At 36.4% G+C, this 12,984-nt stretch carries 11 protein-coding genes; 5 read left to right on the top strand and 6 right to left on the bottom strand.

Annotated elements, in window-relative coordinates:
* Positions 1-20: 20 nt before the first annotated feature.
* Positions 21-2,924 carry a pitrilysin gene (gene ptrA / locus GYY69_RS01050; protein ID WP_202984913.1) on the bottom strand — a complete coding sequence of 968 codons (2,904 nt, stop codon included), beginning with the start codon at positions 2,922-2,924 and terminating at the stop codon, positions 21-23.
* 112 nt (positions 2,925-3,036) lie between these two features.
* A complete protein-coding gene (gene prfC / locus GYY69_RS01045) occupies positions 3,037-4,629 on the bottom strand; it encodes a peptide chain release factor 3 (protein ID WP_174796016.1) in 1,593 nt (530 codons plus the stop codon).
* Between the two features lie 201 nt (positions 4,630-4,830).
* Here prfC and ilvY point away from each other — a divergent pair, with 201 nt between their 5' ends.
* A complete protein-coding gene (gene ilvY, locus GYY69_RS01040; protein WP_065638941.1) occupies positions 4,831-5,733 on the top strand; it encodes an HTH-type transcriptional activator IlvY in 903 nt (300 codons plus the stop codon).
* A gap of 134 nt (positions 5,734-5,867) precedes the next feature.
* Entirely contained in the window at positions 5,868-8,057 is a 2,190-nt protein-coding gene (locus GYY69_RS01035) for a 3-hydroxybutyrate oligomer hydrolase family protein (RefSeq protein ID WP_174796015.1), read from the top strand.
* 74 nt (positions 8,058-8,131) lie between these two features.
* Here GYY69_RS01035 and GYY69_RS01030 read toward each other — a convergent pair whose 3' ends face one another.
* The 3 genes from GYY69_RS01030 to fsa all read right to left on the bottom strand — a co-directional run bounded on the left by GYY69_RS01030 (position 8,132) and on the right by fsa (position 10,351).
* Positions 8,132-8,713 carry an acyl carrier protein phosphodiesterase gene (locus tag GYY69_RS01030; protein WP_174796014.1) on the bottom strand — a complete coding sequence of 194 codons (582 nt, stop codon included), beginning with the start codon at positions 8,711-8,713 and terminating at the stop codon, positions 8,132-8,134.
* A gap of 16 nt (positions 8,714-8,729) precedes the next feature.
* Complete coding sequence (locus GYY69_RS01025; RefSeq protein WP_174796013.1) at positions 8,730-9,539, bottom strand: siderophore-interacting protein; 810 nt, start codon at positions 9,537-9,539, stop codon at positions 8,730-8,732.
* A gap of 149 nt (positions 9,540-9,688) precedes the next feature.
* Positions 9,689-10,351, bottom strand: coding sequence for a fructose-6-phosphate aldolase (gene fsa / locus GYY69_RS01020; protein WP_174796012.1), 663 nt, complete (start codon positions 10,349-10,351; stop codon positions 9,689-9,691).
* A gap of 265 nt (positions 10,352-10,616) precedes the next feature.
* Between fsa and GYY69_RS01015 the strand changes: the two genes are divergently transcribed.
* Positions 10,617-11,483 carry a helix-turn-helix transcriptional regulator gene (locus GYY69_RS01015; protein WP_174796011.1) on the top strand — a complete coding sequence of 289 codons (867 nt, stop codon included), beginning with the start codon at positions 10,617-10,619 and terminating at the stop codon, positions 11,481-11,483.
* 65 nt (positions 11,484-11,548) lie between these two features.
* Positions 11,549-11,803 carry a hypothetical protein gene (locus GYY69_RS01010; RefSeq protein WP_174796010.1) on the top strand — a complete coding sequence of 85 codons (255 nt, stop codon included), beginning with the start codon at positions 11,549-11,551 and terminating at the stop codon, positions 11,801-11,803.
* Positions 11,804-11,832: 29 nt separating this feature from the next.
* Here GYY69_RS01010 and GYY69_RS01005 read toward each other — a convergent pair whose 3' ends face one another.
* Positions 11,833-12,048, bottom strand: a complete 216-nt coding sequence (locus tag GYY69_RS01005) for an EexN family lipoprotein (RefSeq protein ID WP_174796009.1) — start codon at positions 12,046-12,048, stop codon at positions 11,833-11,835.
* Positions 12,049-12,390: 342 nt separating this feature from the next.
* Between GYY69_RS01005 and GYY69_RS01000 the strand changes: the two genes are divergently transcribed.
* The gene (locus GYY69_RS01000; protein WP_342354055.1) at positions 12,391-12,615 is read left to right on the top strand and encodes an HTH domain-containing protein; all 225 of its coding nucleotides are present in this window, start codon (positions 12,391-12,393) and stop codon (positions 12,613-12,615) included.
* The last annotated feature ends 369 nt before the right edge of the window (positions 12,616-12,984 follow it).

Raw genomic sequence — 12,984 nt, 5'->3', positions numbered from 1 at the left:
GGATTAATATACATTTGAGTCTAATATTTTAACAAAATTTGTTGTAAAGCCGATGCATTTTCAAACTCGGTATACTCGGTTATTGCTTGTGGTTGTTTTGATAAATCAGCGATATTACCTAATGCTTGAGAAGCAAAAACGAAACCTTTTGACTCCATTACAGCTCGAGTATAAAAATCAATCAAATCTTGCTTGGTTATTTTTTTTACCTGCGCTATTTTTTTAGCTCTAGAGTCAAAAGCAAATCGAGATAACCGATAATCTGCCATATAACGCCCTAACTCTTCATCCAATGTTTGTGGTGGCATATTTAATTCATCAAGCACACCCTTTTTATATTGCTCAATATCGTCTTTCGATAATGCTTGCAATTTGTTTAGCATGATTGGGAAAAACTCTTGATAACGTTTTAGCAAATAAGCTGGATCATATTGGTTGCTTTGAATTAAAAATCCAATTCCTGATGACTCACCTACGGTCACTGGTTGAGAAAATACAGCATAACCAAGCTGTTCATTAGTGCGCAGTTGGTCATAGAACCATGGTGAAATAATTTTTGACAGTAGATAACTTAATGTTCGTCCGGTGATTTGGTCATAATTAGCAGGGATATAACTCATCATCAGAGCATTATCAGTTGTTTTAGCTTGCTGAGTGAGCCTAGCTGTTAACGCATTTTTGATTTTGATATCTTCTATCGGTGTAAACTCTGCACTACGAACCAACGTTTTTTGAATGGCATGATAAAGATCTAATGATTGATCATTTGATAAATTACCAACGCTTAGCATATAAGGTACTGAACTTGTTAACAACTGATCCCGATAAGCTAAAATATCATCAATACTGATATTGTCTATAATTTTACGTTTTTCACCTCGTTCAAAATAACGTGGCATTACCGATAAGGCTTTTACTGGGTTGATAGCTAATAAATAGCTTTTAGCATGCTCAGCAGCGTCAAGTTGTTGCAAATACCATGATTTAGCCAAAGCCAAACTTTGTTCATCAATATTAACTTGTCTGTAACTATCAAGAATTGCCAAAACCATTTCGGATAAATGCTGATTAAAACCACTCGCTGTGATCATCAATCCGTTATCACTACTTGTTGACAATGACATACCAGCAACGCCAGCTTGAAACTGTAACTTAGCTAAATCACGACCAACAATGTAGTCAAGCAAATCAAATGTTACCACTGATTTAGCATCACTAAAAGCTTGATTGTTGCGTAACGAAGCAACAATAGCAGCTTTAGGTTCATTATTAAAATACTGACTAACAAAATGGATATGATTACCACGTTTACTAAACTCAGCTGGTTGAGCTTGATCACGGTTTTGCTTCATAATTGAAAAATCATCAGGAATATAAGGATTTAATTCGGGCAGATTAAACGCATAATTTTTTCCTAACATTGCCCAATTCGATTTTTGATCGCGGGTAATATTATCCACTTTATACGGTGCATCAACAAAATAAGCGGTCTTATTGGTAGTTTGATTTGGTGCAATCACCCAAATTCTAGCATTATCTGCCGTCAAACTTTTTAAACGTGCCGTAATGGCTAATTTATCAAAATAAGTAGCAACATAATCTGAATTTAATACGTTTTGTACGGGATATAACAACATCTGGTCGGATAGCCATTCTACATATGACATATCACGCTCAACATCTTGATATTTGAACCCTAACGCTAACACTTTTTGCATTTCTTGATAATAAGTGTCAGAAATTCCCTCTTTTTGCATCAGCTGTAAATAATTAAAAATAGCCCCAATAACTTTATCTTTTTGTGCAAGCCCCTCATCAGTTAAAGTCGCATTGATACTAAAAATGCCACTATTACCATAGCGAATCGGATCGCTTCCAGCTTGAATACCTTCAATCAATCCTTGTTTTTGTAGCTGATCAGCCAACGTATTTTGACTACGATTACTAATTAGATAAGCAATATATTCATCACTTTTGTTTGCAAATTTAGACAAGTTATTTTCAATTGGAAATTGCAACAACAATAACTTTTTGGGTTGAGCTGGTATCATGGCAATTTGCTTACCTAAACTATCAGCAGTGATTGCTGGTTTATCAACCTTAGGCGCATTGATATTTTTATTAGGAATTTTTCCGAAAGTGCTTTCAGCTAATTTTGCCAATTTATTGATTGACTGATTACTATAAATCACGCCTACCATAATATTGGAGGAATAATAATTACGATGAAATCCAACTAATGCATCTTGCAACTTACTACCGTCTTTATCGCTTAACGTTTCTAAATTACCGCCTGAAAATTGCGAAGCTGGATGATTTTGATTAATTGTTTCGGAATCAACTTGCCCAATTCGAAAACCATCATTAGATCTGGCCATAGTCATTTCGGCATTAACGGCATTGCGTTCTTTATCGGCAAAATTAGGATCTAAATTAGGTTCAGCAATCGCATCGGCTAAATAATCGAGTGCTTTATCAAATGCACTATTTTCAATCTCAAAATAAAACGCGGTTCGATGTGCCGCAGTGCTAGCATTATAACTGCCTGCATGAAGGCTTAAAAACTGAGAAAAGCTAGCAGGCTCTGGGTAATTTTTTGATCCCATTAGCACCATATGTTCAGCATAATGTGCCAATCCTTGCTGTTCTTGCGGATCTTGTAATGATCCAACAGGCAACGCCAATGAACCGAGTGACTTAACTGCATTAGGATCAGACACAAGCAGCACTCGCATTTTATTTGAGAGCTCAATCACTTCATATTGACGCTTGTCACGATCGCTTTGTTGTACTTTTTCTAACAAAACTGGTCTTGCAAGTTTATTTTCAATAGCAAAAGATATAGGTGAAGTAGTCATAGTTAATAGTCCAATAAAACTACCAATTATTAAATTCACTACTCTTTTATTTTTCAAATCCATCATATTCACTCGCTTGACTTTATCGTAAAAAAATAAGTTTTAAAAAGAAAAGAAAGAGAATTTATCAAAACACCTAGGCATGATGATAAATTCCGCTATTATGTGATAAATACAATTAATGTTCCCGAGTTTTTCGAAATTCAACATCAGGATATCGTTCTTCGGTCAAATTCAAATTAACCATACTTGGTGCAATATAAGAAAGATTATCTCCTCCATCTAAAGCCAAGTTCTGCTCGCATTTACGCTTAAACTCTTCTAATTTTTTCACATCAGAACACTCAACCCAACGAGCAGTTGTCACATTAACAGGCTCATAAATGGCTTCAACGTTATATTCCGATTTTAAACGCGCAACGACCACATCAAACTGTAGCACACCAACAGCGCCCACAATTAAATCATTATTCGCTAATGGGCGGAATACTTGTACCGCTCCTTCCTCTGATAGTTGAACAAGTCCTTTTAATAATTGTTTTTGTTTGAGAGGATCTCTTAAACGAATGCGACGGAATAGTTCTGGTGCAAAGTTAGGAATACCAGTAAATTTCAAATCTTCGCCTTGCGTAAAGGTATCACCAATTTGAATCGTACCATGATTATGTAAACCAATAATATCGCCGGCATAGGCTTCTTCAACATGTTCACGATCACCGGCCATAAATGTTAAGGCATCAGAAATATTAATATCTTTGGCAATACGCACATGACGTAACTTCATACCTTTTTCATATTTACCTGATACAATGCGCATAAATGCCACGCGGTCACGATGTTTAGGATCCATATTAGCTTGAATTTTAAAGACAAAACCACTGAATTTTTCTTCTGATGATTCAACTTCACGTTTATCGGTTTGACGAGGTTGAGGAGTTGGTGCCCAAGCAGTTAAGCCATCAAGCATATGATCAACCCCAAAATTACCCAATGCCGTACCAAAAAAGACTGGCGTTAAATCACCCGACAAGAAAGCATCTAGATCAAATTCATTGGAAGCCCCTTGCACTAATTCAAGCTCTTCGCGCAGTTGCTGTGCTAAATCATCACCGACCGCTAAATCTAAATCAGGGTTAGTTAACCCTTTAATAATTCGCACCTCTTGTATAGTATGGCCTTGACCAGATTGATAAAGATATGTTTCATCTTTCGCTAAATGATAAACACCTTTAAATAACTTGCCACAACCAATCGGCCACGTAATCGGCGCGCACATTATATTTAGCTCGTTTTCGACTTCATCAAGCAATTCCATCGGGTCGCGAATATCACGATCTAACTTATTCATAAAGGTTAAAATTGGTGTATTACGCAAACGCGTGACTTCCATTAATTTACGTGTGCGATCCTCTACCCCTTTTGCCGCATCAATCACCATCAAACAACTATCAACCGCAGTTAGCGTGCGGTAAGTATCTTCAGAAAAGTCTTCGTGTCCGGGAGTATCCAATAAATTAACCAAACAATCATTATAAGGAAACTGCATAACTGAGGTGGTAATTGAAATACCACGTTGTTTTTCCATTTCCATCCAGTCTGATTTAGCATGCTGGGCATTAGCGCCACGGCCTTTGACTGTACCTGCTGTTTGGATTGCGTGTCCAAATAAAAGTACCTTTTCGGTAATGGTGGTTTTACCGGCATCAGGGTGAGAAATAATCGCAAAAGTGCGACGTGCATTAACTTCGTCTAAATAAGCTTGTTCTGTCATAAAACTGTTTTAATCCACACAAAAATAATCATCTATTTTAGCAGGTATCTGTCTGTTTTGCCATTGATGTTATGCACAAGCCCATTTGCCTTATTTGTTGAACTATGCATAATATTTGCCTAATAAGTCATGCATAATTTACTGCTTCTTGACAAAAAGTTTCAGGAAACTATGCGTTTTAGTATAAAACCGGAACTAGCTATGAACATTCGTGATTTAAAATTGTACCTACATTTATGCGAAACCTGTCACTTTGGTATCACCGCACATGCCATGCATGTTAGTCCTTCAACCTTATCAAGACAGATCCAACGGCTTGAAGAACATTTTGGTCATCCGCTATTTATTCGCGATAACAGGCAAGTACAAATCACTCAAGTCGGCGAAAAAGTCAAACGCTTTGCTCAGCAAGTAATAAACATGCACCAACAGCTAAAATATGATTTAGATCAATCCAACCAACAGCTTGTCGGCGAACTTACGCTTTTTTGTTCGGTCACGGCCGCATATAGCCACTTGCCCGAAATACTCGATCGATTTAGAAGCCACTATCCACTTGTTGAAATCAAGCTTTCAACCGGTGATGCCGCCGACGCAGTTGAAAAAATACAAGCCAATGCAGCCGATTTAGCCATTGCTGGCAAACCTAAACAACTCCCAACTGGCATTGAGTTTTTAAAATTTGGTGAAATTGAAATGGTCTTGCTGATCCCCAAACTTAACAGCACATTTAGCGACAAATTACATCAAAAACAACCCGATTGGCATAATATTCCGTTTATACTGCCAGAACACGGGCCAAGTCGCCACCGTATCGATTTATGGTTTAAGCAAAAAAAAATCACCAATCCCAAAATTTATGCAACAGTTGCGGGGCACGAAGCCATTGTATCAATGGTTGCTTTAGGATGTGGCGTCGCTTTATTGCCAAAAGTTGTAATGGATAACAGCCCAGAGCGAGTAAGAGAACGCATAACCGAATGGTCTACCAACTTAATGGAACCGTTTGATGTAGGTATTTGCGTACAAAAGAGACGGTTATCTGAAAAAATCATCGCTGCCTTTTGGGCAATTTGCAATTTAAATCTACCTAATAACGAATAACAAAAATATAGTGTATAATCGCGCATTAAAAACTAAAACCATCATAATGGACGTATTAAATTACTGAGAAACGACTCATTTTTTGCAAGATATAACAATTAAATCTGATAAATATGATTGTAATGGAATTCCAAATGAAACAGATAAAAATGTTAGCCTCATTGATACTTCTTGCTGGTGTTACCCTACCATCAGTAACACAGGCCAACACGACAGAATCAATCGAACCAGTTAAAAAGACAAAAGCGACCACATCTGGGACAAACACAGATACCAGCATAAAAACCGACAACAAAACAGTTGCAGCTACAGCTACAACCAATACCAAGATTGACACTAACAGTGATACCCCAGTCCAAAATGACAACACAATCCATAAACCTAAGTGGTTAGTTCGCAGTACATTGGCTTATTATGATGGCGATAGCAACGATCTTGTTACCGCTGGACTGGGCTTTACGCCGTTATCAACCACCATTATTACTCCTGAAGTCGAAGTTCCGAGCAAACCACACTTTCAAGAACGACGACAAGCCAAATTAAATCGCTATATTGACACCAAAATTGGCGAGGGAACACTATTCGGTTTTAGAAAGCAAGAATTAACTCCTTTGTTTGACGGCAAAATTGCAGGTACCGAAATATTAGCGGTACAAAGGCAAGACGGCGTGGGCATGCTGCTACAAATTCCGATTGATTTTGACAAAAACAAACCTTGCATTGTTGCCGTTCCTGCCATTGATTCAGATGGAGTACTCAATGCCAAAGATGTACAAATTCGTGGATTATGGGGACTTAGGCACAACTGCGCAGTGGTCTATAACGACAAAGGATTAGGCAATGGCATTTATGATATCAAACGCAAGCTTGGTTTTACCGTATGGGGCGAAGTGGATAGCGGTAATATCTTATTTCATCCTTCGATAAAGAATAAAGAAAAATATATTCAAAAATATCCCCATCGCTATGCCATAAAACAACTGCACTCAAAAATCAATGCCGAAGCACGTTGGGGCGAACATGTTCTAAAATCTCTTGAGTTTGCCTTTTATGAACTTAATAGTATGTTTTCGCCCAATAAACAGGTTATATTTAATAAAGACAATACCCTTGTTTTAGTCTATGGAGCGAGTGATGGTGGCGGTGCCGCATTAAAAGCAGGCGAATTGGATGACCAAAATATGATAGACGGCATTGTAGCAGTTAATCCACAAATTCAGCCAAATATTGATAAATCCCGAGTTACCCTCAAAATAGGTAACAGCAACAAACAAAAACTAGAAACAAAATCCATTGCCAATTACAGTGCTTATGGCGCACTATATATACCGTGTGCAATTCCCGCAATAAAACCTTATAAAGACAATGCTTACGTGCCTTATGCCAGTTATTTTCTTCACTCACAACAACGTTGTAATGCCCTAAAAAAGGCAAAACTACTCACGACAGGTACGCCCGAAGAAGCCCTAGAAAAACTACACCAAAATGGCTGGACACCTGATATGGACATCCAACTACCCTATTTTTACTACACGGAATCGATTGGTCTACCTTACCAATATATTAGTGCTTATGGCAAATACGATGTCACTGAAAACATGTGTGATTTTTCGGTCGCTAGTACTCAGCAAAATCCAATATATTACAGTGGAAAAGTCGCGCCATTAGAAGAAATTTCGTTTGAACAAATATGGGGCATGGCAAACGGACATTTGCCGCTTTGGAATGGCCGAGATGCAACGGTTTTAGATCTGGTTGAAAACGAAGATCTCAACACGCCAAGACGTGAATTTTATTCTAGTTCGCAAACCAAAAATATGGTTGATTATGGCACTAAAGGCGCAATTTGTGTTTATAAAAAATCACAAGATCCGCGCGTTAAGCAAGGCATAAAACAAGTTATGGCATCGGGCAACTTAAATGGCATAAAAACTTTTATTGTACATGGACGCAATAATGTTAAACAGTTACCCAACTATACATCGCGTGCTTATGTTGCTTTAAATAGTTTAGTTGAAGGAAAACAATCGCAACTACGGTACATTGAAGTTGAAAATGCCAGTTACTTAGACGGCAGACCACCATTTGACAACACTTTACTACCAATTGATTATTATGGCGAAGATGCCATTGAATGGTTATGGGCCAATTTAACCACCAACGCCACACTACCGGTAAGTCAAGTAGTGCGAGCCAAAGCGCGCGGTGGCAAAAGTGGTTATGCTCCACAAGTAACCAGTAAAAATTTAAAATCGATAACGCAAACGCCGAATCGCAATGATGTCATCCAAACAAACGATGGCAAACTGATATTACCAAATTGACAGTAAATATCCCAAAACCGCTATCGGTTTAAGTGGCTGTATAACAGCTTAAACCGATAGCAGCAAAATCCATCTTAGTTCATGCTTTCTTTTACCGCTAAACAAATTTTGGGATATAACACAAAAAACAGCGAGGCTAATTGTGTATAATGTTGTTTAATATCAACAATAGTTTCGCTTAACAAATACAACTTTGGCCGTCTATTGGCCATGCGACCTAGCACATCACCGACAAAATCGATAGAAGCATAATTTTCCAGCCATGCACCTTGCCACATCGCGTTCATAAAATGTTGATAATCGGCCGGATAAGCATCAATATAAGGCTGGATATGCGCTTTTGTTACTTGATTAAATTGAGCCACACTTGGCAACACCCCATAATTAGCCCAATGTTTTGACAAAAAGTGATCCCACACAATATCTAACGTAATGGGAGCAACGCGCTGATGCGATTTTCGAAATAGCAATTTGGCCTGTTTAACTTCAAATAGGCTATCAGTTAAACTATCAATTTTGCGATGCAACATAATGCCATCAGCAATAGTGGGCTCATAAGTTAAATAAGGATCACCTTTAACAAAATCCGCCACAGTATTACCAATTAACGAACTACGCGCCAACGTAGCCAAATGTAAATGAGCCAAAATATTCATAAAATAGCAACATTCATTATTCACGATGCTTAAATTCGCCTTCGGCAAAACCTTCTCGCCAATAGCTAGTAATATGAAAAGCATCTGGCTGCAAATGTGTAAACTTATCCTTAACGGCATGACGAACAGCTTGTGCCAATGAACGTTCCATTCCCCCCCAAAATAATAACTTATCTTGCCCTGATAAATCGGCACTGATCACCGCATCAATTAACTGATGAGGTTTATCCGAATTTTGCACCAACCAGTTAACCTCAACACTTTTATTAACTGGTAATGACACCATATCACTTTTATGATTAACCTGCATAAAAGCAAAAACCTTTTGTTTTTTAGGCAGATGCTCAAGTGTATAACAAATGGCAGGCACTGCTGAAATATCGCCCATCAACACCAAACAATCATCAGTAAATTTCAACTTACCGGCAGCGCCAATCAAACCAATTTGATCGCCAACCTTAGCTTTTTGCGACCAAACCGAAGCTAAACCAGTGTCATGAATGGCAAAATCAACAAAAAATTGATTGGCAACATGATCAAACTCGCGCACGCTATAGCTACGAACAAGCTGACGCAACTTATCGTCAACAAGGATTTTATTATTTTCATCAAGTTGTGGAAACTCAATTAAGCCAGTTAAAGGATCTGGGAACAACAATTTTAAATACGGACAAATCCATAATGGATCAATATTAACTGGTTTATTGCAACCAAACTCAATGCGAATAAAGCTCGGTGAGATTTTTTCAACATTCAATACTGTTAATAACGCATTAACAATGACTTTTTTGTTTATTTTGATTTTTTGTTTTTTTTCATCCATCATGTCCACCCTTATTTTTATTGTTAATTAAAATCATCATACAACAAAAAATGTTAGAGTTATGCTATTTTTACAATTGAAAAAATAGATACACTTGTTCGACCTAATAGTGGAAGAACAAGCTCAGGCAAAAAACTAATTGTCAAATAAATCTAAAACGTTAACTTACCAAAAGCACCACACCAATCTTGATTAAACTTAGTAATTGCTGCGTCCACAGCTGGATCAGAAATAAACTGTTCTGCCACATCTACCGGCAACGTAATAGACTTGCAACCTGCAAGCATACAATCTAACGCTTGCCTTGGTGTTCTAAAACTGGCGGCTAATACCATTGCCTGTGGACAATGCAAATCTAACAATTTTTGCAACTCAAGCACGGTATCTTTGCTATTTCCACCTTGAGCATCGATGCGGTTGACATAAGGTGCAATATATTTAGCTCCTGCTAATGCTGCCAAAAAGCCTTGTCCTGCACCATAAACAGCCGTGCCTAACGTAGGAATACCTTGCTGGGCTAGTGCTTTTATTGCAATCAAGCCTTGCGCATTAACAGGGATTTTAGTCACAATCGACGGCACCGTCTTTCTAAGTTGATGAGCTTCTTTTATCATTTCGTCGGCATTACTTGAAAGCACTTGGGCAAACAGCAATTTATCTGAACCTAACACCTCTTGTAATTCATCTAATAACGAAAAAATTGGCTTGCCCGATTTTGCTACAATGCTTGGATTAGTGGTAACCCCACTAATAGGTAACACTTTAGCTAAACGTTTGATATCGGCAATATCGGCGGTATCTAAATATAATTCCATGGTTAACTCCTAATTCAGAATAAACAATCACTTGTTAACATATAACAACATTTGCATAACAAACATCGTAGAAAAAAATAACTCTACCGCCTAGAAGACGAATTTGCCATTTACTGGATTTTTATACGCTATATAAAAAAATGAGACTTAGATCACACAATTAAAACTTTAAAATAACTTATTAAATAAAAAAGATTTATAACAATTTTCATCTTTTTTTAACTGTATATAATCTAAATAAACCTACACCTCTTAATTTATCCTTATGACAAAATCCATCAACAACGCATTAACCAAGTTTGTAATTCGTCAGCAAACAATCAATCGTATCTATTTTGTAAATAACAGCAATTGCGCCCCTTTGCATACCCACCCCATCGACTTTCCACAAATTGAAATCATATTAGAAGGAACTCAACAAATGCAATGGGCGGATAACAATGGAAAAATTATTGAAAAAATATTATCGACTAATGATCTTTTATATATTTCCGCTCACAGCTGGCACAAGCCCCTTTGGCATACACCATCGACCTTATTAAGTATCTTATTTGATAAACAACAAATCGGTATAAGCTTATTGCATTGGGATGGATTGCAGTTAATTCCTCAAGATCAAGTCAATACGCCAAGACGAGGGCCTCGGATTGGCACATTTATCATTCAAGCACTGAGCGAACTCATTTGGCATAACCCACTATGCAAACACAATCAAACCGCTCACTACCTTATTCACAGTTTACTTAGCAATACGTTAGATTTGCTCAATACTGACATCAAAACTTCATCCAAAACAACCAGCCTATATGAAGCTATTCGCCAATATATCGATATACACTTTCGTGAAGATATAACGCGTGACTTTTTGGCAAATATGTTTTATATCTCACCCAATTATTTATCACATCTATTTCAAAGCGAGGGAAAAATAGGATTAAACCAGTACCTTAATCATATTCGCTTGGAATATGCCAAATCGCTGTTAAAAGATTATGAGCTGAATGTAAAGGAAATTGCCCTTGCATCAGGTTTTAAAGATAGTAATTATTTTTGTCGGATTTTCAAAAAAAAGACAGAGCGAACACCAACCGAATATCGTCGACAATATCATAGTAAGTTAATGTGCAAATAGTTTTTTCACAGTTAACGTTCAAACGCTTTTGTTTTTTGCAATGAGCTATAGAAAAAGTTAAACCATTGGAAGCTCAAGAATTTATTATTAATGATTTTGGTCAGGCTAATTATCAATTTCCAATAAACGATAAGCAATCAGCATTTGCAAAATTAGTTGATAACAACGGCAATGAAAAGACTATTTGGTCGAAACAGATTAATCGATTTTTAAATGAAAATAAAGCAGAAAAAGGAGATAAGATTATAATACAAGGTGATAAGTTTATAATAAATAAGAAGCAAATTAAGACTATAAACTTATCACAGATAGAAATCTAAAAACCACATGAGTGGCTTCTAAAACTTGATTAATTCCAACTTGCATTACCAACTCTATTTTTTGAAACTATCGCTTTGTGAGAATTTTGACAATTTAAGCTATCACCATCAATTTCACCGTTCTCACATTTTTTACGGTATTCATCTAGTAGTTCTTTATTATTTTTGAAGTCTTCTACAGTATAGGTCTTTTCATTACATCCGAATAAAAACATGGCAGTAATCATTACTAGTATTTTTTTCATATAAATTCCTTATAATTGTGGGTTAATATTAAATTAAGATCTATTGTGTTTCGTTAAGAAATCATTTACTGCTAATCTTAGCAAATCAGATATTGTTTTTAAAGGCAACTTTGCTCGTTTATTTTTTATTTCAATATCGTCTAATTCTTCATATTAGCTTTCATCAATTTCAAACGAAATTTTTCTCATAACTTTAGATTTAGATTCTTTTTTACCGCTAGAATATGGACGATCTGCTAATTCATCAGCCAGTTTATTTGCTTAGTTGTTTATAGTAATTTGATAAGGCATTGTAATGAATATAAATAAAAAACAAAATTAACACTTTATCAAAGACAAGAGATTTGTCACATAAATCATAAAGAAAAAATAACTGTCACTGATTTGGCTAAACGCTTTATGATTAGTCGTCCGACTATTTATAACGTACTAAAGAAAGCCCGATTGAAGCTGTTTGTGCCTCTAACCAGTAAAGGTAAACGTTATAAAACAATTAGTTATGAATCTAAACATCTGGTTAAAGTTAAAAAGTCCATTGAAGATAAACTAAGACAACAAGCTAACTAAACACTATAACAAAACCTATCCGGGCGAAATAATCACTGAATAGCATAACCAATGATTTCTAAACCGCCTATGCGGCGGTAAACTAACTAGTAAATTTAATTTGTTATCCCGTGCATTTCTAAACCGCCTATGCGGCGGTAAACTAGAAACCGATATACTATAAACCTTGTTTAGCAAAAGGCAAATAGGATTTCTGTTTTCAAAAACCCTTTTTTGTATCGCTTTACTAATATATTGTTTTTATTTACTTTAATTTATTAACAAAAAAAAGGATTGGCAGCGTTTTGGTTATTTTTATGATGGGTTAATTTTACTATTAAAAATTATTCAGGTAGAGTATTGATTTTATTAAATTTTAGTTTTGTATAT

The sequence above is a fragment of the Gilliamella sp. ESL0250 genome (genome assembly GCF_013345045.1).
GTDB lineage: Bacteria > Pseudomonadota > Gammaproteobacteria > Enterobacterales > Orbaceae > Gilliamella > Gilliamella apicola_H.
The sequence above is the reverse complement of the archived record's forward strand: the minus strand, read 5'-3'. Positions and strand labels throughout refer to the sequence as shown.

Bases quoted from the DNA above. Each gene is read 5' to 3' on its own strand.
- GYY69_RS01030 (WP_174796014.1), bottom strand. From the start codon at position 8,713: ATGAATATTTTGGCTCATTTACATTTGGCTACGTTGGCGCGTAGTTCG.
- GYY69_RS01005 (WP_174796009.1), bottom strand. From the start codon at position 12,048: ATGAAAAAAATACTAGTAATGATTACTGCCATGTTTTTATTCGGATGT.
- fsa (WP_174796012.1), bottom strand. From the start codon at position 10,351: ATGGAATTATATTTAGATACCGCCGATATTGCCGATATCAAACGTTTA.
- prfC (WP_174796016.1), bottom strand. From the start codon at position 4,629: ATGACAGAACAAGCTTATTTAGACGAAGTTAATGCACGTCGCACTTTT.
- ptrA (WP_202984913.1), bottom strand. From the start codon at position 2,924: ATGATGGATTTGAAAAATAAAAGAGTAGTGAATTTAATAATTGGTAGT.
- GYY69_RS01015 (WP_174796011.1), top strand. From the start codon at position 10,617: ATGACAAAATCCATCAACAACGCATTAACCAAGTTTGTAATTCGTCAG.
- GYY69_RS01035 (WP_174796015.1), top strand. From the start codon at position 5,868: ATGAAACAGATAAAAATGTTAGCCTCATTGATACTTCTTGCTGGTGTT.
- ilvY (WP_065638941.1), top strand. From the start codon at position 4,831: ATGAACATTCGTGATTTAAAATTGTACCTACATTTATGCGAAACCTGT.
- GYY69_RS01025 (WP_174796013.1), bottom strand. From the start codon at position 9,539: ATGATGGATGAAAAAAAACAAAAAATCAAAATAAACAAAAAAGTCATT.